Genomic DNA, 23,884 nt, shown 5'->3' with positions numbered 1-23,884 from the left:
TGTAAGTAGTGTTACAAATTGTTACACTTTTGGATTATCGGGTAATCCCCCCATTAATAACCGCAGTTAAAAGTAGAGGTTAAGCGGCCATAGCGAGTTTGTGTTTAGGCGGGATACCGCCAATCGCCGTGTTTGGTCGTTCGTTATTGTAAGTCCATAACCAAGCTGTCGCAAAGTTTTGCACTTCCTCGACGGTATCGAACAAGTAATGCGCCAACCAGTCATAGCGCACTGTGCGGTTATAGCGCTCGATATAAGCATTCTGCTGGGGGTTGCCTGGCTGAATGAAGTCAAGTTTGATACCCCGCTGTTCAGCCCATTCCTTAGTCATATTGCTGATGTACTCAGGGCCGTTGTCACATCGAATCACCTTGGGTACGCCACGCCATTCGATGATTTGTTCCAGTGACCGAATCACACGTTCTGACGGCAGCGAGAAATCCACATCAATACACAAACCTTCACGATTAAAGTCATCAATGACGTTGAATAGCCTGATACAGCGGCCATCCGCTAACTGGTCGTGCATGAAGTCCATTGACCAGACTTCGTTGATTTGTGTTGGTACGGCAAGCGCCTCTGGTTTCTCCCGTACCAGACGACGTCTGGGTTTGATGCGTAGGTTCAATTCCAGCTCGCGATATATTCTGTAAACCCGCTTGTGGTTCCAACGAAACTGTTTGGTATTACGCAGGTAAAAATAACACAAGCCAAACCCCCAGTTGCGTTGGTTGGTGGTCAAACGTATCAGCCAGTCGGCGATGAGGGCATTCTCTGACGACAGCTTAGCCTGATAGCGATAGCAGGTTTCGCTGATATTAAAGGCAGCGCAGGCAGTACTGATGCTGATTTGCCTAGTTTGCACTACCAACACAGCCATCTCGCGGCGCAGAGATGGCTTCACCACTTTTTTGCAAGCGCCTCTGAAACGATTTCGGCTTTGAGGCGTTCTTCAGCATACATCTTTTTAAGCCGACGGTTCTCGTCTTCCAGCTCTTTGAGCCTGGCCATCATGGAGGCATCCATGCCGCCAAATTTGGCGCGCCATTTGTAAAATGTCGCTGAACTCATGCCGTGCTCTCGGCATAGTGTAGGCACTGGCGTGCCTGCCTCCGCCAGCTTCAATATCTGCATAATCTGGTTGTCACTAAATCGGGTAGTCTTCATGTAAAAAATCCTCAAATCCTAATTAAGAAAATTCTACTTTTAAATGCACTTATTTGCTGGGGGGATTACCATCGCATCAAACCATAGCGGAATCAATCTTACATAACAGAATTTCACGGACATTTTCACCACTGCTCATGCCTAATTTCGAGACCCGCACCTTCACTTCCAATTACGCCACCCTACCTGAACATTTTTACAGCCAAATTAATCCAACACCTTTAGAAAACGCTCAACTGTTACATTTTAATTCTGCGGCCGCCAACTTAATCGATATCGAACCTGACCATTTCGAAAATAACACCATCGCTGAATATTTATGTGGAAATATATTACCTTCCCAATCCAAACCGATTGCCGCAGTATATGCAGGGCATCAATTTGGTCACTACGTTGCACAATTGGGTGATGGTCGCGCAATTTCCATAGGCGGTATCACACACAATCAGCAACACTGGGAATTACAACTAAAAGGAGCGGGACCCACACCATACTCACGTAACAGTGATGGGCGCGCAGTTTTGCGCTCTAGCATCCGTGAATATTTATGCTCGGAAGCAATGCATGGATTAGGCATTCCAACCACCCGCGCACTCTCTTTGGTTGGCAGCAGCCAAACGGTTTATCGCGAAACGATTGAAACCGCTGCGGTAGTGATGCGCATCTCACCCAGCTTTATTCGCTTTGGTTCTTTTGAATACTTTTTTTACCGTGGACAAGCAAATGAAGTCCGCACGCTTGCAGACTATGTTATTACGCACCATTTTCCAGAACTTGTTGAGGAGACCAATAAATACCCATTATTTTTACAGCAAGTCATAACCAGTACAGCTAAATTAATGGCTCACTGGCAAGCAATAGGCTTTGCACATGGCGTCATGAACACTGACAACATGTCCATACTTGGACTCACACTGGACTACAGCCCATTTGGATTTTTAGACAATTACGACCCTGAATTTATTTGTAACCATACTGATCATGCCGGAAGATATGCTTTTGACCAGCAGCCCGATGTAGCAGCTTGGAATCTCACTCGACTGGCGCAGGCACTCACACCCATCATCAGTGTAGAGGATGCAAAATCCGCATTGAGCACTTACCCTGCACAATTTGCCAGCACCTATATCAATCTGATGTGCGCCAAGTTAGGTATTAACGCGGATAAACTCGCAGTGCCGCTTATTATGCAATTGCTTGATCTCCTCAAAACCAATCATGTGGACTACACTATTTTCATGCGTCAACTTGCTCATTTCAGTAGCTCACCAAATGCCACCAATGAAACGCTACGCGACCTTTTTATAGACCGCAATGCATTTGACAACTGGGCCGAACGCTATAAAGTCACACTCAATGAACAACACAGCGTTGATGATGTACGCGCCGCACAAATGAACCAAGTCAACCCCAAATACATTTTGCGTAATTATCTAGCTGAGAATGCCATCGTCGCCGCACGCGAACACAATGACATAAGTGAAATAAACACACTTATGCATTTATTACAAAGCCCCTACGATGAACATCCGGAACATGAAACTTATGCTGCCGCCCCACCAGACTGGGCAAAACATATTAGCGTGAGCTGCTCATCATGAAATCAGCAGTTGTTGCCAGCCTGTTACTTTGCGCCTGCAGCAACACACCTATTATTCAAAAAAATGGTAACGTCATACCACAGAAGGATTATCAACTTAGCAATATAGCCAAATCCAGCCTTGACACAGTGGCTGAATTTCATCAACAGGCCGCTATCAAACACTTACATGATTTAGCCGAAAAACTTTACAAACGCAATCCACGCGAATTAAGAAAATCCGGACTAGATTTAACAACTCGCTTAAATCAATTATTCGCACAAGCAACCACGCAACAATCCAGCCAAACGATTGATATATTAATGAAGGCTTTTCAAACAGATTATGCAGACGATAGAGTGTATGCCTACATGCAGGGTCTGATAGGCATAGTGATGTCAAGCTACAACTACCAGACTGAGTTTTATGCTTTTGATCAATTAGATGCACAAAAAATTTACAATAGCGCCAGAAACATTGAAGTAGCCGCTTGGAAATTAAATTCCAGCAAAGACGCTAATGGCATGCCGTACTTAATTGCTAACACCCCTGACAATTTAAGCTTTGAACGAGAGCTAGGTAAACTTATCGCTGATCAAGACACGCTAGCGTTCATCGTTGCAGATCGTACCAATCGGAGTATAAACTGGCTTGCACAAACAGCCGGTAGAATGGTATTTTTGCCGTTTTAATTTATTAAGGAGACATTTTGTACAAATCGTATTTACACGCCGTTACTTTGGCCATCATTCTAGCTAGCACATCTCAATTTTCCACAGCAGCAACCACACCACTTAAGGCACACAAAACCATGACTACAGAATCAGGACTCATCTATGAAGACATCACCACGGGCACTGGCGCAACTGCGCAAGCAGGTCAGATGGTCAGCGTACACTATACTGGCTGGCTGACCAACGGCACCAAATTTGATTCCAGTAAAGACCGTAACCAACCGTTCAACTTCAATCTAGGTGCAGGACAGGTAATACGAGGATGGGATGAAGGTGTTGCAGGCATGCAAGTCGGCGGTGTACGTAAGTTAACCATACCACCTCAATTAGGCTACGGTGCACGCGGTGCAGGTGGCGTAATACCACCTAACGCCACCTTAATATTTGAGGTTGAATTGCTCGGCGTAAAATAAGAAATAAATTTTCAAAGTTTGCAGGATTGTAGCAATTACCTCAATCCTGCGTTTGATTAGCTTGATGCACGCATACGCTTACACGCGTTCATCAAGCCATTGGTCGAGCTATCATGTTCAGTTACACGCTCATCTGACAACAGACCACTTTCGATAGCACCCGCAAGCTGTTTACCCAACTCCACACCCCACTGATCAAACGAGTTTATATTCCAGATCACCCCTTGCACAAACACCTTATGTTCATACAAAGCGATCAAAGAACCTAATGTACGTGGTGTCAATTTACGATAAAGCAAAGTGCTCGAAGGCCGATTACCTGGAAAAACCTTATGCGGCAATAACGCTTCGAGACTATCACCAGTCATACCCGCTCGAATCAATTCGACACGCGCCTCATCACGCGTTTTACCCCGCATCAGCGCTTTAGTCTGCGCGAAACAGTTGGACAACAACACTTCATGCTGATGTTCCACAGGATGGTGTGACTCCACCGCCACCAAGAAATCTGCCGGCACCAAACGAGTGCCTTGGTGCACCAATTGAAAGAAAGCATGCTGCCCATTACAACCCGGCTCACCCCAAATAATCGGTCCCGTTTGGCAATGCACCTGCTTGCCATCAAACGTAACACTTTTACCATTACTCTCCATATCAAGCTGCTGCAAATATGCAGGGAAACGCCCTAAATACTGATCATATGGAAAAACTGCATGACTATCCGCATTCCAGAAATCGTTATGCCAAATTCCCAGCAATGCCATAATGACAGGCATATTCTTCTCTAATGGCGCACTACGGAAATGCTCATCCATCGCATAACCACCGGCTTGCAGCTCCTCAAAATTATCCATGCCTATCATCAACGCCACAGGCAAACCGACTGCTGACCAGATAGAATAACGTCCACCCACCCAATCCCAGAACTCAAACATATTAGCTGTGTCAATACCGAATGCCTGAACCTTTTTAGTATTAGTCGAAACCGCCACAAAATGTTTGGCAACAGCCTTTTCAGTACCAAGCTGTTTTACCAGCCAACGCCGCGCAGCCTGAGCATTAAGCAAAGTTTCAGGCGTACTGAACGTCTTGGACGCAACAATAAATAAAGTCGTTTCTGGATTAACAACTGCCAATGTCTCCATCATCTGACTAGGATCGACATTAGACACAAAGTGCGCTTTTAGACCTGCTTGCGCATAGTATGTTAACGCCTGAGTTACCATCACTGGACCCAAATCCGAACCACCAATACCGATATTAACAATATCAGTAATTCGCTTACCTGTGTGCCCCAGCCATTCACCACTTCGCACCGCATCCGTAAAAGCCCGCATACGCGCCAATACGCCTCGCACCAAAGGCATCACATCCTCACCATCAACCAGCACCGGATTGCCTGACTGATTACGTAACGCCGTGTGCAAAACCGCTCGACCCTCAGTTCGATTAATTTTTTCACCACCAAACATGGCTTCAATTGCATTTGGCAATTCAGCATCCAACGCAATCTGCGTTAACAAACGCATCGTTGTATTGGTAATTCTGTTTTTTGAATAATCAAGCAGTATGCCAACAGCATCCATAGAAAAGCGCTTAAATCGCTTTGGATCCTCGGCAAAAAGAAAACGCATCTGGATTTTAGCCATATCCCTTTTATGATCCCGCAATTCTTTCCAAGCTGGGAACTGGGTGCAATCACTCATTATTATCTCCGCTATTATTTATTAAATTTAATTAAGCCATGCAACCAAACTGCTACAATGCAAGCATACGATATTGGTATTAAAATGCAAAGACAAACTCGGATATGGATGCCTTAAATCCACGTGCACATTAGATTTAATTACTCTCACAGTGAACCAGTTAGTTAAAAATACGTCTTTAATATGTAACAGCACTTAATTCATTACAAAAAGTATAGGGAGAACTAAATTTTATGAACACAGTTAAAAACAATAAAGGGTTGCTATTACAAACCCCTTTTCTGGAAACTTTACGCACTGATAACGTTCCTGTGTCAGTTTATTTGGTTAATGGTATCAAGTTACAAGGCCAGATTGAAGCATATGATCAATACATCATATTGCTCAAAAACATGGTCACCCAAATGGTATATAAACACGCTATCTCCACCATCGTGCCATCCCGCCCAGTACCATTGCAAGCAGCGACAATTTAGGCTCGGTAACGGATGTTTGAACGACACAGTGGTAGCGAACGCGTACTATTAGTCAGCATAAATTTTGGTGATGCCGATTACCAAGACAGTGTAGAGGAATTACACAGACTCGCTGAAAGTGCTGGCTTAAGCATCATAGCTTTAATCGAAGGCAAACGCGCACGCCCCGATCCTGCCTTATTTGCAGGCTCTGGCAAAGTTGAAGAAATTGCAAGCATGGTGAATGCAACTGAAGCAGGCGTGGTGATATTCAATCACGCCCTATCTCCAGCGCAAGAGCGCAATCTTGAAGCAGCGTTAAAATGCCGCGTAGTAGATAGAACCACACTCATACTAGACATCTTCGCCAGCCGCGCCAAAAGCTCAGAAGGCATATTACAAGTAGAACTTGCCCAGCTTGCCCACATTTCCACTCGTCTAATCCGAGGGTGGACACACCTGGAAAGACAAAAGGGCGGTATAGGATTACGCGGACCGGGCGAAACTCAACTAGAGTCAGATCGACGTTTGATAGGCAAACGCGTTAAACTACTTAAAGACAGATTATTTAAGCTCAAGCAGCAGCGAGCCATACAACGTCGTGCACGAAGTCGCAACCGTGTGATGTCGATATCATTGGTAGGTTACACCAACGCAGGAAAATCAAGTTTATTTAACGTACTGACTCACGCCGACAGCTATGCTGCCAACCAGTTATTTGCCACGTTGGACACCACCACACGTCAATTATTTCTGCCAGACGTTGGTGAGCTAGTCATTTCAGACACAGTAGGATTTATCACCCACTTACCTCACACACTGGTAGAAAGCTTCCGCGCAACATTAGAAGAAACAATACAAGCAGATTTGCTATTACACGTTGTTGATGCAGCCAGCCCGATGCGCGACAAACACATTATTGAAGTCAATAAAGTACTGGCAGAAATCGGCGCGGCTAACGTACCTCAGATTCTGATTATGAACAAAATAGACTTATGCGCCACGACAGCGGGCATGACCCGTGATGAATATGGTAAAATTCAGGAAATTCGACTCAGTGCTAAAACTGGACTAGGTGTGGCATACTTACGTGAAACTTTAGCCGCAATCAAACAAGACTTTATGCTACCTGCAGCAAGAACCACTCAAGCAAACATTGTAAACAACGAATATCACCCAGAATTGGATTAAGCATGGCATGGAATGACCCGCAATGGGGCAAAAAAAATGAAGGCCCACCCGATTTAGATGAGCTTTGGAAAAAATTCAACGCCAAACTAAACACGCTATTCGGTGGTAAACCTTCTAATGGAAACAATACACCAGGATTTAATGCAGGTGGATTAGGCATCATTGCAGCTGTGATTGTTGCAATCTGGCTGGCTTCTGGATTCTACATCGTAGACACTGGTGAACGAGGTGTTGTACTACGCTTTGGAAAATTCGTCGAAACCACACAACCAGGCCCAAACTGGCATTTGCCTATGCCTATCGAATCAGTAGAAGTAGTCAATATTGAACAAGTTCGTACTGTCGAAGTGGGTTATCGCAATAATGTCAAAAGCAAAATGTTAAAAGAATCGCTCATGCTCACCGATGATGAAAATATCGTTGATATACAATTTGCTGTGCAATACACACTAAAAAATCCAGAAGACTATTTGTTTAGCAACCGCTCTCCTGACGATGCTGTACGTCAAGTTGCCGAGAGCGTCATGAGTGAAATAGTAGGCAAAAGTAAAATGGATTATGTGCTCTACGAAGGTCGAGCTGATGTCGCTGCACGCGCCACTAAAAACATACAAGATGCACTAGATCGCTATAAAACGGGAATCAGCATCAGTAAAGTCACTCTGCAAAATGCACAACCACCACAGGAAGTACAAGCTGCGTTTGATGATGCAGTTAAAGCCGGTCAAGATCGCGAACGTTTAAAAAGCGAAGGGCAAGCTTATGCCAACGACGTCATTCCTAAAGCACGAGGCATGGCAGCACGCTTAAGTGAAGAATCCAACGGTTATAAACAATCCATCATCGCTAACGCTGAAGGTGAGGCTAGTCGCTTCAAACAGGTGCTGGTTGAATATAGCAAAGCACCTGCTGTCACTCGCGACCGTATGTATATGGACATGATGCAACAAGTACTTACCAGCACCAGCAAGGTACTGGTCGACAGCAGCAAAGGAGGTAACAACCTGCTTTACTTGCCGCTCGACAAACTGATGCAAATAAGCGCGCCAGGAACCGCTCCAACCACGGCTCCGGCTCCAAACACCACCTCAGTTCCAGACATAACCAAACCCGCTGCCAGCGATCCTAGCACGACAGAAACAGGGCGCTCACGCGATGCCTTCCGCAGTCGTGATCGGGAGGATAGACCATGAAAAACTTCAATATTATTATTGCCACCTTGCTGGGTGTACTCATACTTGCCAGCATGACCATATACACTGTAGACCAACGTCAAAATGCAATGGTTTTCCAGTTAGGTGAAGTTGTCACTATCAACAAAACCCCAGGTTTGTACTTTAAACTGCCCATACTACAAAATGTACGTTATTTTGATACCCGCATTTTGACGTTAGATCCAGCAGACCCGGATCGTTTTATTACGTCAGAAAAGAAAAATGTCTTGGTTGATTACTTTGCCAAATGGCGCATCATCGACGCTGAACAGTACTATGTCAGCGTTGGCGGTGACGAAACCCGTGCGCAAACAAGGTTGCAGCAGACTATCAATGATAGTCTGCGTGCTGAATTCGGTAAACGCACCGTGCATGAAGTTGTATCTGGCGAACGTGATGAAATTATGGCTTCGCTGCGTTTAAAAGCTGATCAGGATGCACGCAAAATCGGCGTACAAGTCATGGATGTCCGTATTAAGCACGTTGATTTACCGCAAGAAGTAAGCGACTCTGTTTACCGCCGCATGGAAGCAGAACGTAAACGTGTTGCCAATGAATTGCGTTCTACCGGTTCCGCCGAAGCAGAACAAATTCGTGCAGACGCCGATAGACAACGCGAAATTATTATTGCTGAAGCATACCGCGATGCACAACACGTCAAAGGTGAAGGAGATGCTAAAGCGAGCACTATCTATGCTGCCGCATACTCACAGAATCCTGAGTTTTATGCTTTCTATCGAAGCATGGATGCTTATCGCCAAAGCTTTAAGAACAAAACGGACGTACTGGTCTTGGAACCAAATTCTGCTTTCTTTAAATATATGAAATCGCCGAAAGCTAATCAATAAATGCTGATTGAGTTAGGCAGCGCATTTGCCCTCGTATTTATCATCGAGGGCATTTTGCCGCTGATTGCACCAAATTTTTGGCGTGAAACCTTCACTAAAATGATAGACTTAAACAATGACCAATTGCGTATAGCTGGTCTTTTCTCCATGATTATGGGCTTACTGATACTGATAATGGTGCGCTGATGCATAAATGGTTACTCCCTGAATATATAGAAGATTTACTTCCACCAACCGCATTACGCATGGAAAATTTGCGTCGAGGCATACTCAATTTATTCCGTGTACATGGTTATGAATTAGTCACCCCGCCGCTGATTGAATATATCGAATCACTGTTAACAGGTGCAGGTGGTGATTTAGACCTTAAAACATTTAAACTTGTTGACCAAATCACTGGCAAAACCATGGGCGTTCGTGCTGACATCACGCCTCAAGTTGCGCGCATAGATTCTCACCTGCTAAATCGTCAGGGAGTTACACGTCTATGTTATGCGGGTTCAGTTCTCCACACCCTGCCCGACGGTACGAATCGTTCCCGTGAACTCATGCAGTTAGGGGCAGAGTTATATGGACACAGCAGTTTTGAGGCAGACGTAGAAATACAGAAGCTCATGCTTAACTCACTCAAAATCGCGGGCATCAATGACCTGCATTTAGATATCGGGCATGCTGGTGTATTTCGGGGCTTATTAAGTTATGCCAATATTGATGAAGCGTTGGTTCCCGCATTATTCGCTGCATTACAAGCCAAAGATATCACCACAATACGCGAATTAACTTCACATTTGGACAATCAAGTACAAGATGCATTCTGCGCATTAACTCGCCTATATGGCGGTGTGGAAGTATTGGAAGAGGCTTTCCGTGTCCTGCCCAGCCAGCTGGATATCAGCCAAGCTTTGGAGGAACTCAAGGCTATCACCAACGAATTAAAAGGCGACGCCAATATCAACATCGACTTGGCTGAACTGCGTGGCTACCACTATCATAGCGGTGTTATCTTTGCAGTTTATCACCAGAACCATCCCGTACCGCTGGCACAAGGCGGGCGTTATGATGAAGTCGGCATCAGTTTCGGACGCGCTCGTCCAGCAACTGGCTTCAGTATGGATTTACGTGAAATTGCCACTCGTTTTTGGCGCGCACCAGGCGCAAAACCTATCCTTGCACCCTATGCTAAAAATGCTAAATTGCACGAAAAAATAGCTGAACTGCGCAATGCAGGCGAGATAGTCATAGCCGACTTGCCCGGCCATGAAGACACTCAGCATGAATATGAGTGTGATCGCATCATCACCCAAGAGCCTGATGGCAGCTGGGTAGTAAAACCACGTGCATAAATTTCGCACATACATCGCAAAAATCATTATTGAACAAATTGGAAATAAATATGAGTAAAAACGTCGTCGTCATTGGCACTCAGTGGGGTGATGAAGGTAAAGGCAAGATAGTCGATTGGCTAACTGATCATGCTCAGGGCGTGGTTCGCTTTCAAGGCGGTCACAATGCTGGACATACTTTAGTAGTCGCCGGTAAAAAAACGGTATTACACCTTATTCCATCAGGTATCTTGCGTGACAATGTGACTTGCTACATTGGTAACGGCGTTGTCGTTTCCCCGGCTGCGCTATTAGAAGAGATGGACATGCTCGCCACTCACGGTGTAGATGTCGCATCACGCTTGAAAATATCAGAAGCTTGCCCGTTAATTCTGGGTTATCACATTGCTATAGACCAAGCCCGCGAACGTGCCAAGGGTAATGCAAAAATCGGCACAACAGGACGCGGTATCGGCCCGGCTTATGAAGATAAAGTTGCACGTCGCGCTATCCGCCTGCAAGATGTATTTCACCGTGAGCGTTTTGCGGCTAAATTGGGTGAGGTACTGGATTATCACAACTTTGTACTGAAAAATTACTTCAACACTGACATTGTAGATTTTAATCAAGTATTAGACGAAACCATGCTGCTGGCCGAACGCATCAAACCCATGGTCGCCGACGTGCCACGTTTATTATATGAAGCAAATCGCGGTGGCAGCAATCTGTTATTTGAAGGTGCTCAAGGCACATTGCTTGATATCGACCATGGTACTTACCCTTTTGTCACATCCAGCAACTGCACATCAGGTGGTGCAGCAACTGGTGCCGGTGTAGGCCCACACACACTACATTATGTTTTAGGCATTACCAAAGCCTATACAACTCGTGTCGGCTCTGGGCCATTCCCGACTGAATTATTCGACGATAACGGCAAATATTTAGCCGAACGTGGTCACGAATTTGGTTCCACCACGGGACGCGCACGTCGTTGTGGCTGGTTTGATGCAGCGGCGTTAAAACGTTCCATACAAATCAATGGTGTGTCAGGTTTATGCGTGACCAAACTAGATGTGCTGGATGGCATGGAAACTCTGCAAATTTGCGTAGGTTACAAATTAGCCGATGGTTATTCAGACATCCTGCCTGTTGGGGCAGAAACACTATCCAGCTGCGAACCTGTGTATGAAGAAATGCCCGGCTGGACTGATAGCACGGTTGGTATCAAAGATTTTGATCAACTCCCAGCCAATGCTCGCGCTTACTTGAAACGCATGGAAGAATTATGTGAAGTGCCTATAGACATGATATCCACTGGACCTGATCGCGAAGAAACCATCGTCTTACGCCATCCTTTTAACGTTTAACCCAGACGGTTTACAACGCTAACATCAACCGCGCTGGATCTTCCAGCGCGGTTTTCATTTCCACCAGAAACTTCACCGCATCACGACCATCAATCAATCTGTGGTCATAGGACAATGCTACATACATCATAGGACGAATCACCACTTGTCCATTTTCTGCTATAGGTCGTTCTTGTATCGTATGCATACCCAAAATAGCCGACTGAGGTGGATTAATAATTGGTGTAGAAAGTAACGAACCAAATACACCTCCATTACTAATCGAGAAAGTACCGCCTTGCAGCTCATCAAAATCTAATTGCATAGCTTCAGCTCGTCGAGCCAAATCCGCAATACCCTGTTCTATCTGCGCAAAGCTCAATTGATCCACATTACGTAGCACAGGCACCACCAGCCCGCGTGTAGTCGATACCGCAATCCCTAAATGATATTCGTCGTAGTACACAATATCTGTGCCATCAATCGCTGCATTAATCACTGGAAACTGTTTAAGTGCTAACACTGCTGCTTTCACAAAAAACGACATGAAACCCAGTTTTACGCCGTGCTCCCGCACGAATTCAGTCTGAAAACGTTCACGCAGGTCTTTAATTGGCTGCATATTGACTTCATTGAACGTTGTCAGAATTGCAGCTGTATGTTGCGCGCTTACCAATCGTTCGGCAATACGTTGACGTAAGCGACTCATAGCCTGCCTGTGCGACTTAATCTGTGGTGCTGCGGGGGGTATGACTACAGTTGTCACGATTGGCTGCGCCACAGCTACCGGCACAATAGGCGCCACAACCTGAACAGGTACAACGAGTGGCGTCACTACCACCGGCACTTCGATTGCAGTCCGTTCATCGCCATCATTGATACGAGCAATTACTTCACCCGCAGTCACAACTGCGCCATTTTCACGCAGCAGCTCTACTACTGTGCCAGAACAAGGTGCCGAAATTTCGAGTATCACCTTATCCGTTTCCAAATCAATTAAGGTTTCGTCTCGCTGCACCTGTTCACCGATCTGCTTATGCCATTCCAGTAAAGTACCTTCAGTGATGGAATCCGATAGTTCAGGTGTTTTGACATCAATAATCATGCAACAAATACCTCTTCGATAAACGCTTGCTTTTGTGCTTCATATACATCGGGATAACCCACTGCAGGCGATGCAGAAAAATCTCGCCCGATATAACGCAATGTCTGATTAAGATGCAAACAAGCCAGAATGTGATGCTGGATCGCAAACCAGGCGCCCTGATTTTGCGGCTCTTCTTGTACCCAGACAACCTCGACACCGACAGCATAATCCGCCAGTAATGCAGATAACTCTACACGTGGAAATGGATAAAGCTGTTCAATCCGTACCAATGCAACATCATTAATTCCACGCTGTTCACGACCGGCCAACAAGTCATAATAGACTTTACCACTACATAAAACGATGCGCCGCACATCAGCTAACGTTTGAGTTTCACCTATCAGTGCTGCAAAGCCGCCATCTGTTAACGCAGCCAACGGTACATTAGCCTGCTTGGCGCGTAGCAAGCTTTTTGGCGTCATCACTATCAATGGTTTACGATAAGGCCGTAGCATTTGTCGTCGTAGCAAATGAAACATTTGCCCTGCATTACTGGGCTGACATACTTGTATATTATCGTTCGCACACAATTGCAGATAACGCTCTAACCGGGCAGATGAATGTTCTGGCCCCTGCCCCTCTTGCCCATGGGGCAACAACAAGGTCAGTCCACATAAGCGCCCCCACTTAGCTTCACCACTCGCAATAAACTGATCTATTACCACCTGAGCACCGTTAGCAAAATCGCCAAACTGCGCTTCCCAAATCACCAGTTCATCTGGCTCAGCGCTGGCGTAACCATATTCAAAGGCCAGCACAGCCAACTCGGATAACAGCGTATCTATCACTATAAAATGAGGTTGATTGGGGTAAATGTGCTGCAACGGGAGATACTCCCCTGCATCCCAACGTTCCCGATGCTGATCGTGCCATACCGCATGCCTATGGAAAAATGTGCCACGTCCACTATCTTGACCTGCAATCCGGATTGGATAGCCATCACGCAACAAACTGGCATAAGCCAAATTTTCCGCCATCCCCCAGTCAACCAGTTGCTCACCATGCGCCATCGCACGTCTATCCACAACCACTTTTTCTACTCGAGGATGTAAAGTGAAGCCATCAGGCACAGCAGTAATCTTCTCTCCAAATTCCTCCAATTGATTAGCCGATACAGCTGTATCGGCCGGGGATCGCCAGTCATGTTGCCGATAAGAATCCCAATGCGCCGCATAGCTGCGCTTATACAACGATACAGCGGGTGCGACTATGCGTTCTTCAGTTTCCAGCCGTTCTCGGTAGTTAGTTATCAACTGTGCTGGCAATTCAGGTGCAAGACCAGCTGCTAACAATTTATCTGCATACAATTGCCGCACACCCAAGTGCGCATTTATTTTCTGATACATCAATGGCTGCGTCACTGCAGGTTCATCCTGCTCATTGTGACCATGACGACGAAAACACACCAAATCGATAAGTATATTTTTATGAAACTCTCGCCGATAGTCGAGTGCGATTTGCACTGCAAGAATAGCTGCCTCTGGGTCATCACCATTTACATGTAACACTGGCATTTCTATCAGTTTGGCCACATCGGTACAATATAATGAAGAACGACTGTCCCGTGTGTCAGAAGTCGTAAATCCAATTTGATTATTAATCACGATATGAACCGCTCCACCAGTATCATATCCACGCGTCTCGGACATATTCAAGCTTTCCATCACCACGCCCTGCCCTGAGAAAGCCGCATCACCATGAATAATCACCGGCATCACTTCATTGCCCAACACATCACCTCGACGCTGTTGACGCGCACGAACGGACCCACGCACAACAGGATGAACGATTTCCAAATGGGATGGATTGAAAGTCAATGCCAGATGCACATTACCATTGGGTGTAATGACATCTGTAGAAAAACCCTGATGGTATTTCACGTCGCCTGACAAAGCCGCAGCATCTTGATGGTGACTATCAAATATTTGCATTAATGGCTTACCCAAGACATTAACCAACACATTAATACGGCCTCGATGCGCCATACCCAGCACAATCTCTTCAACACCATGCACTGCCGCACCCGAAATCAGCTGCTGCAACATAGGAATTAGCGTTTCGGCGCCTTCTAATGAAAATCGCTTTTGTCCGACGTAACGTGTATGAAGAAAACGCTCCAGCGTCTCCGCAGTGGTTAAGTCTTCCAATATAGTTTGCTGCGTAGCCGTATCCAGATGCGGCGTAGCCAGACAACCTTCTAAGCGTTGTTGTAACCAGCGTTTACGCACAATGTCGCTGATATACATATATTCAACGCCCAAACTGCCACAATAGGTACGTTGCAATATCTCTAGAATCTCAGCCAAACTAGCGCGATCTGACGCGACTAAAGAGCCAGTATCAAACTGCATTGCCATATCCGCGGCTGTCAAACCATAATAAGCGGGGTCTAATTCGGGAATATTGGGTAATGGATAGCGCTGTAATGGATCTAATTGCGCGAGACGCACACCTAAGAAACGGTATGCATTGATTAACCTGAGCACATCGACTTGTCGTCGGTCACATGCTGTAACACTGGGACTAAATGATACTGCGTTTAAACTATTAAAATAAACCTGCCAATCCGAACTGACCGAGTCTGGATTAAGCAGGTATTGTTGATAGAGTGACTCCAGCCAATTGGCTTGATCAGGCGCACTTGACTGTATCCCCAAGATTTATCCTCGTTTATCTATAGGCACATAATCACGCCGCGCCACACCTGTATATTGCTGACGTGGACGGCCAATACGATGCCCCTTATCCGACAACATTTCGTTCCACTGCGCAACCCAGCCTACAGTTCGCGCCATCGCGAAAATTGCAGTAAACATGGTCGTTGGAATGCCTAGAGCACGGAACACAATACCTGAATAGAAATCCACGTTAGGGTATAGTTTCTTAGCAATGAAGTACTCATCCTGCAATGCAATTTTCTCCAATTCAATCGCGATTTTGAATAACGGATCATCATTCAGATTCAATTCATCCAACACTTCATGGCAAGCCTGGCGCATCACCGCCGCACGCGGATCCATATTTTTATAAATCCTGTGTCCAAAACCCATTAAACGGAACGGATTGGTTCTGTCTTTAGCGCGTTCCACAAATTCAGGAATACGCGACACATCGCCTATTTCTTCCAGCATTTTCAGCACCGCTTCATTCGCGCCACCATGTAACGGCCCCCACAATGAAGCCATCCCCGCCGCAACACAGGCAAATGGGTTAGCACCAGAAGAACCCGCCAGACGCACGGTCGACGTTGATGCATTTTGCTCATGATCAGCATGCAAAATCAATATCTTATCCAATGCCCGCGCCAACACAGGGTTTACCACATAGGGCTCACATGGTGTGGAGAACATCATATATAGGAAGTTTTCAGCATAACCCAGATGATTTTGCGGGTATGCAAATGGCTGACCCATATTGTATTTATATGATGTCGCTGCAATTGTGGGTACTTTTGCCATCAACCGATAAGCTGAGATTTCGCGACTATGCACATCAAATGCATCCATTGCATCATGATAGAACGCAGACAATGCACCAGTAACACCCACCATAACCGCCATTGGGTGCGCATCACGACGAAAACCACGAAACACGTTATTCACTTGATCATGCAACATAGTGTGACGACGCACACCGTGTTCAAATGCCTGTTTTTGTTCAGGTGTAGGCAACTCGCCAAATATAAGCAAATAGGACACTTCAACAAAGTCAGCGTGCTCTGCTAATTGCTCTATCGGATAACCCCGGTAATACAACAAACCCTCATCACCATCGATATAGGTAATTTGCGATGAACAGCTTGCTGTCGCCATAAAACCCGGGTCATAAGTCAAATAACCATGCTGACTCAAACTGCGTATATCAATCACATTCGGCCCCAGCGTACCTGCAGTCACAGGTAATTCTATCGGCGGCTGTCCATTATCAAACGTCAACGTTACTTTAGTTGGTGCACTCATGTTTATTCCCTTACATTCAATTGCATAAATCGCGGCAAATATTTCACAATAATTTTATGCGCACCCAGTTGCACCACATTCCAACGGGCGACACACACGCTGAGTACAATTTAAGCTATTGCCTCATCATAAAAACAAGCAAAAATCGAACCACCAACATTTGCCTTAACGTCCCTATTTTCGCATTAGCCATTCCGCTTGTGGATTAAATATCACATCAATCGAAATGAAGTAAAGTAGGTGTGGCATGCACTTTAATATCCCCAGCATTATTCTGATAATCTTGAGGAAGCTTTTGGGGATTTTTACTGACGCACCAGCAACAACTGATGCAACTGCCGAGCCTGCTTTTCTGCCAGCCACCACTGCGCCAGCACACTCCCAATAAGCGCCATCAACATATCATTTTGCGTATCCCAGACATCCCCTTGGGTGGCTAAAAATGCAGTTGCATCACTGCCACTCATCTCAGCAACCGCCCACTCTATCAATTCATAGCTGGCGCTAATTGCGAGACATACACAAGTCACCAGGAAAAACAGCATTTTCCCTGCTTGCAACGGCGTCTTACGCAACAGGATCTCCCGTGCAATCATCGCGGGAACGAAACCTTGCGCCAAATGCCCCAATCTATCGTAATGATTACGAGACAAATCGAACGTGTCACGCAGCCAGTTAAATAACGGTACTTCGGCATAGGTATAGTGACCACCTATCATTAATATCGTGGCATGCACCGCAATCAGCATATAGCTTAATGGCGTCAATGGAAAACGCTTGCGTGTCATAATCAACACAGGTATTGCAACAAACACTGGTGTAACTTCCAGCACCCATGTGAAATAATCATGTGGCTGGTAACCCGACCATGCCAACACCAGCAATACAAAAATAAATGCAATTGTACGTGTATCGAACATGATCATCCCCTGTTAGCGCACCGCTTTATCCTGCATCAGACACACTGTTACTTCTTCCCGGTCGTGATACAGATGTTTGATTTCGATACTATAGTTTATATCTTCACGCGCCAGACGCTGTTCAATAATATCCGCACAGCGACGCACCTCTTCCAAACGCTTTTTCATCGGCAATTTCAAATTGAAGATCGCATGACGCGCATGCCCACGCGCTATCCATTCAGCGACTAGTTGCGCAATACGTGAAGGACTTTCCACCATGTCACATACCAGCCAGTTCACTGGGCGATGTGGGCGGTAACTAAAGCCATCACCACGCACATGCTCTATCATTTCGGTCGCCATCGCTACTGCCGCCATCGGCCCATTATCAACTGCTGTGACCCGAATACCGCGTAAAGCCAGCACCCACGACCAACCACCAGGTGCGGCTCCCAAATCCACGGCACGCATGCCAGCTTTCAATTCATGCGCACGATCTTCCGGTATCATCACCATCAACGCTTCAACCAGCTTACCGGCAGAACGACTAGGTGCATCCTTACCTACGCGCACACGGGGGATACCCATAAACCACGGTGAAGAATTATCTGCATCAATTACGCCGACAAAGGCCGCATCATCCGCCACAAAACATACATGCAAGCGTGGCGCACTGCTTCCCAAAGCCAACTGATTCTTTTTCTCCAGCGCATTGGTTAAGGGTTTGGTGAAACGACCACAGAAACCCAAACGCGTTTTAGCCGCATCAGTATCAGGTGTTTCTACCCAAATTTCACTATAACGTGGCACCAGTTCGGCGACACGTGCACGCACAGCTGTCAGTCTGTCACCTTCAGGCAGACCTTCAATTAAAGGTGACACACATATCCACTGACGCGCAAAGATTTGACGATAAAAGGGCAATTCCGTCGTCAAAAGCTTAACCTCTTCAGCCGATGCACATTGAAATAGCACCCACGCCGAACCTGGCTCTGCCTTAACATAACCATGAACACCCAATTGCGCCGCATTCGCGATAATTTCAGCCGCACACTCTTTCTCAAAACCCGCGCGACAATATAACAACAATGCATCCATTTGGCTCATGCGACACACTTTCCTAAAATAGCGACAGTATAACGGCTAATGAGCGGTGCTAAAAATTGATTAATTAAGTTGGGCCTGTGTAATAACAAAATCCAGTTCCTCGTGGGGCGCGCAATATGCCTCCTGCAATGCCACAAGAAACTAAAATCATCAACTTATAGCAACAGAGCATTAGCAGATGCTAATTAAAATATCGTCACAAGTTGAATTTATTGTTATAATCCAAAGGCTTTTTTTGACGTAATTAAGCATCACTTTTATTTAACTTATGGAGAAACACATGGCTGATAAGCTAATGATTATGATGGTCAACACCGATCCAGCGAATCCTTCTGAATTGGGCGCACCATTTTTCCAAGCAACTGTTGCGGCTGCGATGGAATATGAAGTTGAAGTAATCTTGACTGCACGTTCTGGCGAATTGGCTGTTAAAGGCTTCGCGGAAAAATTATTTGTTCAAGAAGGCTCACCTAAGAGCGTGTATGACTTTATCAAAGACGCACACGAAGCTGGCGTAAAATTCAAGGTTTGCACCCCAACCTTGGAACTATGGGGTCACGATCTGATTCCAGAAATCGAAGAAACAATTGGTGGCGCATATGTAATCCAGCAAGCTATGGATGAAGATGTTGTAACCTTGTGCTACTAAGCATCAAGATTCAATAAAAAAAGCGGCGTTTTCGCCGCTTTTTTTATTTTAATCACTTAATTACTGAACTTTCCCAGCACAACAGCAGTCTTTATTCACAAATAACATTAAGATGGTGACGTTGCCATCATGACAAGAATTCAGGGATGAATACGCATAATGACTGATCGTGAACTCGATCAACAGCTAGTGGAACGAGTGCAGCGTGGTGACAAACGCGCATTTGATTTACTGGTGGTGAAATATGAACGTCGTTTGGCGCGACTGCTGTCTCGCTTCGTGCGCGATTCGCACGAAGTTGAGGACATCGCACAAGAGACTTTCATCAAAGCGTATAAAGCATTAAGCAGTTTCCGTGGTGATGCCGCTTTTTATACATGGCTATATCGTATAGGCATCAATACCGCAAAGAATTATTTAATGGCTCGCGGTCGTCGCGCGCCGACGGTAACTGAATTTGACGCTGAAGAATCAGAAGGATTCGAAGGTGCAGAAGCACTACAGGAACTCAACACGCCCGAAAGCGAGCTTCTGTCCAAGGAAATCGGGCAAGTGGTTAACGATGCAATGGCAGCATTACCTGAAGATTTGCGCGCGGCAATCACATTGCGCGAAATTGAAGGGCTAAGTTATGAAGAAATAGCTGAAACCATGAACTGCCCGATAGGCACAGTACGTTCGCGCATATTTCGTGCGCGCGAAGCAATTGCAGCAAGGTTGCGCCCTATTTTGGGCACTAATACAGACACACGATGGTAAGGATTTATCATGCAAAATACAGCTAAATTAGACAGCACTGGCGCAGCAGAACAGTCGGACATTACTTCCGCTGCAATTGATGGCGAATTGGACTCAGCACAGTTCGATACCTTTCTGCGCGATTACAAACGCGACAATGACCTTGAGTCGCAATGGCAAACCTATCATCTTATCGGTGATGCCCTACGCCAGACACCGATGCATGCGTCTAGCATTGCACAACGCGTCAGTGCACAACTCGCTAATGAGCCCACGCTACTCGCACCGCAACGTAAATCTCTGGTGCATAAGTATGCCCTGCCCGTTGCTGCGTCAGTTGCCGCAGTTATGCTGGTGAGCTGGAGCGCACTCAATTTAACCTCTGATCCAATACACTCATCAACATTGGCAGCCAACACCCCAAGTGCCCAACAACCTGTCATACAAACAGCACAGATAGACCCAACTCAGTTGAATGAATTCATAGCTGCCCACCGCGATTATTCAGCGGGGGTTAACTCTCCATTCGTTAATGCCAGTTATGAAATCCCTGCGGAGCGCAATCGATGAAATGGTTGTTGATTTGCTTGACTTGTTTTTGTTTACCAGCCACCGCAGCAACAGACAGCAACAACCTCAATGCTACCCTGAGCCGCATTGCCAAAGCTACAGCTCAGCTGAGTTATGACGGCACTTTCATGTATCAACACGATGGCCACGTAGACATATCACATATAGCACATCGTATAGATAGCGCAGGCGAATTAGCCAAGCTCGACATATTATCAGGCCCACCACATGCTTTTGTACGCGTGAATGATGCAGTTTATTGCTACATTCCAAATGGTAATGAAGTTAAGGTGGAGCGCCGCCAACATCATCAATTTTTCCCTGAACTACTACCTATCAACACAACCAGCATCACCGAAAACTACACCATTAAAAGCCTGGGCACATCAACCATTGCCAATCGTAACAGTATAGGATTAAACCTGCTGCCTAATGATGGCTACCGATATGCATACCAACTTTGGTCAGATGCAGAAACAGGTTTATTACTTAAATTCATTAAACTGGACGGTAAATTAAGGGATGCTGGCGAATTTACTTTTTCACAAGTTGATATAGGACAAGCACCCGAACGCAGTCAATTTCAGGCCGGCTATTTAAGCAAAAAAGCCATCACTATCCCAAGCAAGGAGGTCGAGACAAAATCCAACTGGAGAGTACATAAATTGCCCTCTGGATACCTTTTTATCAGAGAAAACCTGCGTGAACTGCCAGGCAAACAACATAGTGTTATTCATCAAGTTTATGGCGATGGACTCTCCATTGTATCCATTTTTATTGAACCGCTAGAACAAGTCGGCAATCCACCACCGACAGGTTTGACCAGTCAAGGTCTGATGAGCCTGTATGCGCACCAAATCGGTCAGTATCAGATAACCGCATTAGGTGAAGTACCACCAGCCACACTCATGTTTATGGTCGAAAACCTGTCGCAAGAAACCGCACCATGATAGAAATGCAGGCCAGAGTAGTTGCAGTCGAAGACGGTATGGCATTAGTTGAACCTATGTCAGGAGGCTCTTGCAGCAGCTGCAGCAGCAGCGCAGGCTCAACGCCCAGCGCAGGTTGTGGTGCAGACAAAATAGGCCAGATATTCACTATCAAAACAAAAAACTACCGTGTGATTAATGCTATTTCCAGCCGCATTGGTGACGAGGTGATCATTGGCATAGAGGACGGCGCAGTACTACGAGGTTCTGCTGTCGTCTATATGCTGCCACTCATACTGATCTTTATCGGTGCGATCACTGCACATTATCTCATGCCCAACATCAATGCAGATTTAGCGTCCATCATAGGCGCGGCATCAGGATTCACTATTAGCGCACTATGGCTCTTCCGCTTCAATCAGCACGCCAGTCGCAACCCTCATTACCAGCCTGTTATTTTACGTAACGCCCATGCGGGCACATTTATACTGAAGGAGGTCAAACGATGAGAAGAGTATTGTTTTTTATGTTTTTTTTATTGAATTTCAGTTTTTATGTGCAAGCGAAAGATCTTCCAGATTTTACTGAACTGGTCAAAGATCATGGCGCGTCAGTAGTAAATATTACAACGACTCAGCTGGTAATAACACGCAATGGTTTTGAGACCATGCCTGGCATGCCAAATGATGAAATGTTCGATTTTTTCCGTCGTTTCATGCCACCACAGGGTGCACACGGAAAATCCCACGAAGTCCCCATCAAGGCCAGCGGCTCTGGATTTATTATCAGCAGTGATGGCTACATACTCACTAACGCACACGTAGTTGATGGTGCAGATGAAGTCATCGTCAAACTGACTGACAAACGTGAACTAAAAGCTAAAGTTATCGGCACGGACAGCCGTTCCGACATTGCATTAATAAAAATTGCAGCCAACAACCTCCCCAAAGTACCCATAGGCAACCCACAACAACTACAAGTTGGCGAATGGGTATTGGCCATCGGCTCGCCCTTTGGCTTTGAAAATTCAGTCACCGCAGGTATCGTTAGCGCCAAAGGCCGCTCACTACCCAGTGAGAATTTTGTTCCCTTTATCCAAACTGACGTTGCCATCAATCCAGGCAATTCAGGTGGCCCTCTGTTTAACATGAAAGGTGAAGTGGTCGGCATTAACTCCCAAATCCTGTCACGCTCCGGCGGTTACATGGGACTTTCATTTGCGATTCCAATTGACGTAGCGATGCAAGTCGCGGACCAGATCAAAACTCACGGCAAAGTTCAGCGCAGCAAACTCGGCGTCGTCATCCAGGAACTGAACGCGGGTAACGCCAGTGCATTTGGTCTCAATTCCGCTGAAGGCGCACTAGTATCTGAAGTTGAGAAAGACAGTCCAGCTGCCAAAGCGGGGCTCAAATCTGGCGACATTATCGTCAAACTTAACGACCAGCCCATAAAAACCTCACTCGATTTACCTAACCTGGTGTCAATGACTAAACCAGGCACGACAGTTAAACTACAAATATGGCGAAATCGTGAGTTAATCACAGTCCCGGTGACCGTTGTCGAAATGAAGTCAGATGTCATCGCTAAAAATGGTGACGCACAAACTGATCATACTGCCAACAAAATCGGTTTAATGGTGGCCAACATCACTCCTGCAGAACGTGATCAAATCGGCATTACCCATGGCATAGTCGTACAAAACAGTGATGGTATGTCCGCACGTGCGGGTATACAGACAGGTGATATTATTTTGGCCGTCGGTAACACGAGTATCGATAGCGTGGTTCAATTTAATAAAATCATAGATAAAACCAACAAAGGCAGCAGTATTGCCCTATTAATTATGCGCGATGAGTCACGCCTCTACCTTCCTGTGCATATAGAATAAACTTAACAGGCGGGGT

The 23,884-nt window shown here is 45.9% G+C and carries 23 protein-coding genes; 16 read left to right on the top strand and 7 right to left on the bottom strand.

Annotated features, from left to right (window positions below; genetic code table 11):
• Positions 1–79: 79 nt before the first annotated feature.
• Positions 80–1,167 (bottom strand): IS3 family transposase gene (locus SFSGTM_RS04930; RefSeq protein ID WP_162083368.1). Its coding sequence is split into 2 segments (ribosomal slippage): positions 80–915 and positions 915–1,167, totalling 1,089 coding nucleotides; the frame shifts between segments, so codons are not numbered across the junction.
• 137 nt (positions 1,168–1,304) lie between these two features.
• Here SFSGTM_RS04930 and SFSGTM_RS04925 point away from each other — a divergent pair.
• The 3 genes from SFSGTM_RS04925 to SFSGTM_RS04915 all read left to right on the top strand — a co-directional run bounded on the left by SFSGTM_RS04925 (position 1,305) and on the right by SFSGTM_RS04915 (position 3,894).
• The gene (locus tag SFSGTM_RS04925) at positions 1,305–2,768 is read left to right on the top strand and encodes a protein adenylyltransferase SelO (RefSeq protein ID WP_162084206.1); all 1,464 of its coding nucleotides are present in this window, start codon (positions 1,305–1,307) and stop codon (positions 2,766–2,768) included.
• The gene (locus SFSGTM_RS04920; protein ID WP_162084205.1) at positions 2,765–3,439 is read left to right on the top strand and encodes a hypothetical protein; all 675 of its coding nucleotides are present in this window, start codon (positions 2,765–2,767) and stop codon (positions 3,437–3,439) included. Before SFSGTM_RS04925 ends, SFSGTM_RS04920 begins: the two co-directional genes overlap by 4 nt.
• A gap of 119 nt (positions 3,440–3,558) precedes the next feature.
• Positions 3,559–3,894, top strand: a complete 336-nt coding sequence (locus SFSGTM_RS04915; RefSeq protein ID WP_162084204.1) for an FKBP-type peptidyl-prolyl cis-trans isomerase — start codon at positions 3,559–3,561, stop codon at positions 3,892–3,894.
• Between the two features lie 56 nt (positions 3,895–3,950).
• Here SFSGTM_RS04915 and pgi read toward each other — a convergent pair whose 3' ends face one another.
• On the bottom strand, positions 3,951–5,600 hold the full coding sequence (gene pgi / locus SFSGTM_RS04910) for a glucose-6-phosphate isomerase (RefSeq protein ID WP_162084203.1): 1,650 nt from the start codon (positions 5,598–5,600) through the stop codon (positions 3,951–3,953).
• 233 nt (positions 5,601–5,833) lie between these two features.
• On the opposite strand from pgi, the gene hfq reads away from it, so the two are divergent.
• The 7 genes from hfq to SFSGTM_RS04875 are packed head-to-tail and all read left to right on the top strand — an operon-like array spanning position 5,834 to position 11,997.
• Entirely contained in the window at positions 5,834–6,076 is a 243-nt protein-coding gene (gene hfq, locus SFSGTM_RS04905) for an RNA chaperone Hfq (protein ID WP_162084202.1), read from the top strand.
• Between the two features lie 12 nt (positions 6,077–6,088).
• Positions 6,089–7,246, top strand: coding sequence for a GTPase HflX (gene hflX / locus SFSGTM_RS04900; protein WP_162084201.1), 1,158 nt, complete (start codon positions 6,089–6,091; stop codon positions 7,244–7,246).
• 2 nt (positions 7,247–7,248) lie between these two features.
• Positions 7,249–8,439 (top strand): FtsH protease activity modulator HflK, encoded by a 1,191-nt coding sequence (hflK, locus tag SFSGTM_RS04895; protein WP_162084200.1) that lies wholly within the window; start codon positions 7,249–7,251, stop codon positions 8,437–8,439.
• Positions 8,436–9,308: a protease modulator HflC gene (gene hflC, locus SFSGTM_RS04890; protein ID WP_162084199.1), complete on the top strand. Its 873-nt coding sequence runs from the start codon at positions 8,436–8,438 to the stop codon at positions 9,306–9,308. Before hflK ends, hflC begins: the two co-directional genes overlap by 4 nt.
• Positions 9,309–9,494, top strand: a complete 186-nt coding sequence (locus SFSGTM_RS04885; protein WP_162084198.1) for a DUF2065 domain-containing protein — start codon at positions 9,309–9,311, stop codon at positions 9,492–9,494. It abuts the gene before it with no gap.
• The gene (locus tag SFSGTM_RS04880; protein ID WP_198420616.1) at positions 9,494–10,651 is read left to right on the top strand and encodes an ATP phosphoribosyltransferase regulatory subunit; all 1,158 of its coding nucleotides are present in this window, start codon (positions 9,494–9,496) and stop codon (positions 10,649–10,651) included. Before SFSGTM_RS04885 ends, SFSGTM_RS04880 begins: the two co-directional genes overlap by 1 nt.
• 50 nt (positions 10,652–10,701) lie before the next feature.
• Positions 10,702–11,997 carry an adenylosuccinate synthase gene (locus SFSGTM_RS04875; protein WP_162084197.1) on the top strand — a complete coding sequence of 432 codons (1,296 nt, stop codon included), beginning with the start codon at positions 10,702–10,704 and terminating at the stop codon, positions 11,995–11,997.
• Between the two features lie 10 nt (positions 11,998–12,007).
• Here the strand turns inward: SFSGTM_RS04875 and sucB are convergent, their stop codons facing one another.
• The 5 genes from sucB to rlmM form a co-directional block, all read right to left on the bottom strand.
• Positions 12,008–13,081 carry a dihydrolipoyllysine-residue succinyltransferase gene (sucB, locus tag SFSGTM_RS04870; RefSeq protein ID WP_162084196.1) on the bottom strand — a complete coding sequence of 358 codons (1,074 nt, stop codon included), beginning with the start codon at positions 13,079–13,081 and terminating at the stop codon, positions 12,008–12,010.
• On the bottom strand, positions 13,078–15,780 hold the full coding sequence (locus SFSGTM_RS04865; protein ID WP_232526047.1) for a 2-oxoglutarate dehydrogenase E1 component: 2,703 nt from the start codon (positions 15,778–15,780) through the stop codon (positions 13,078–13,080). Before SFSGTM_RS04865 ends, sucB begins: the two co-directional genes overlap by 4 nt.
• 3 nt (positions 15,781–15,783) lie before the next feature.
• A complete protein-coding gene (locus tag SFSGTM_RS04860) occupies positions 15,784–17,082 on the bottom strand; it encodes a citrate synthase (RefSeq protein ID WP_162084195.1) in 1,299 nt (432 codons plus the stop codon).
• Between the two features lie 305 nt (positions 17,083–17,387).
• On the bottom strand, positions 17,388–18,002 hold the full coding sequence (locus SFSGTM_RS04855) for a DUF2238 domain-containing protein (RefSeq protein ID WP_174237396.1): 615 nt from the start codon (positions 18,000–18,002) through the stop codon (positions 17,388–17,390).
• A gap of 12 nt (positions 18,003–18,014) precedes the next feature.
• Complete coding sequence (gene rlmM, locus SFSGTM_RS04850) at positions 18,015–19,091, bottom strand: 23S rRNA (cytidine(2498)-2'-O)-methyltransferase RlmM (RefSeq protein ID WP_198420615.1); 1,077 nt, start codon at positions 19,089–19,091, stop codon at positions 18,015–18,017.
• Between the two features lie 280 nt (positions 19,092–19,371).
• Between rlmM and SFSGTM_RS04845 the strand changes: the two genes are divergently transcribed.
• From SFSGTM_RS04845 to SFSGTM_RS04820, 6 genes are all read left to right on the top strand, one after another.
• Positions 19,372–19,740, top strand: coding sequence for a DsrE family protein (locus tag SFSGTM_RS04845; protein ID WP_162084193.1), 369 nt, complete (start codon positions 19,372–19,374; stop codon positions 19,738–19,740).
• Between the two features lie 159 nt (positions 19,741–19,899).
• Positions 19,900–20,499, top strand: coding sequence for an RNA polymerase sigma factor RpoE (rpoE, locus tag SFSGTM_RS04840; RefSeq protein WP_162084192.1), 600 nt, complete (start codon positions 19,900–19,902; stop codon positions 20,497–20,499).
• A 9-nt stretch (positions 20,500–20,508) separates the two neighbouring features.
• A complete protein-coding gene (locus tag SFSGTM_RS04835; protein WP_162084191.1) occupies positions 20,509–21,048 on the top strand; it encodes a sigma-E factor negative regulatory protein in 540 nt (179 codons plus the stop codon).
• On the top strand, positions 21,045–21,998 hold the full coding sequence (locus tag SFSGTM_RS04830; RefSeq protein WP_162084190.1) for a MucB/RseB C-terminal domain-containing protein: 954 nt from the start codon (positions 21,045–21,047) through the stop codon (positions 21,996–21,998). Before SFSGTM_RS04835 ends, SFSGTM_RS04830 begins: the two co-directional genes overlap by 4 nt.
• A complete protein-coding gene (locus SFSGTM_RS04825; protein ID WP_162084189.1) occupies positions 21,995–22,486 on the top strand; it encodes a SoxR reducing system RseC family protein in 492 nt (163 codons plus the stop codon). The genes SFSGTM_RS04830 and SFSGTM_RS04825 overlap by 4 nt, the downstream gene beginning before the upstream one ends.
• On the top strand, positions 22,483–23,868 hold the full coding sequence (locus SFSGTM_RS04820; protein ID WP_162084188.1) for a DegQ family serine endoprotease: 1,386 nt from the start codon (positions 22,483–22,485) through the stop codon (positions 23,866–23,868). The genes SFSGTM_RS04825 and SFSGTM_RS04820 overlap by 4 nt, the downstream gene beginning before the upstream one ends.
• Positions 23,869–23,884 lie beyond the last annotated feature (16 nt).

The sequence above is a fragment of the Sulfuriferula nivalis genome (genome assembly GCF_009937995.1).
Lineage (GTDB): Bacteria > Pseudomonadota > Gammaproteobacteria > Burkholderiales > Sulfuriferulaceae > Sulfuriferula > Sulfuriferula nivalis.
Note: the sequence above shows the minus strand (reverse complement) of the source record. Positions and strands in the feature narration are given on the sequence as shown.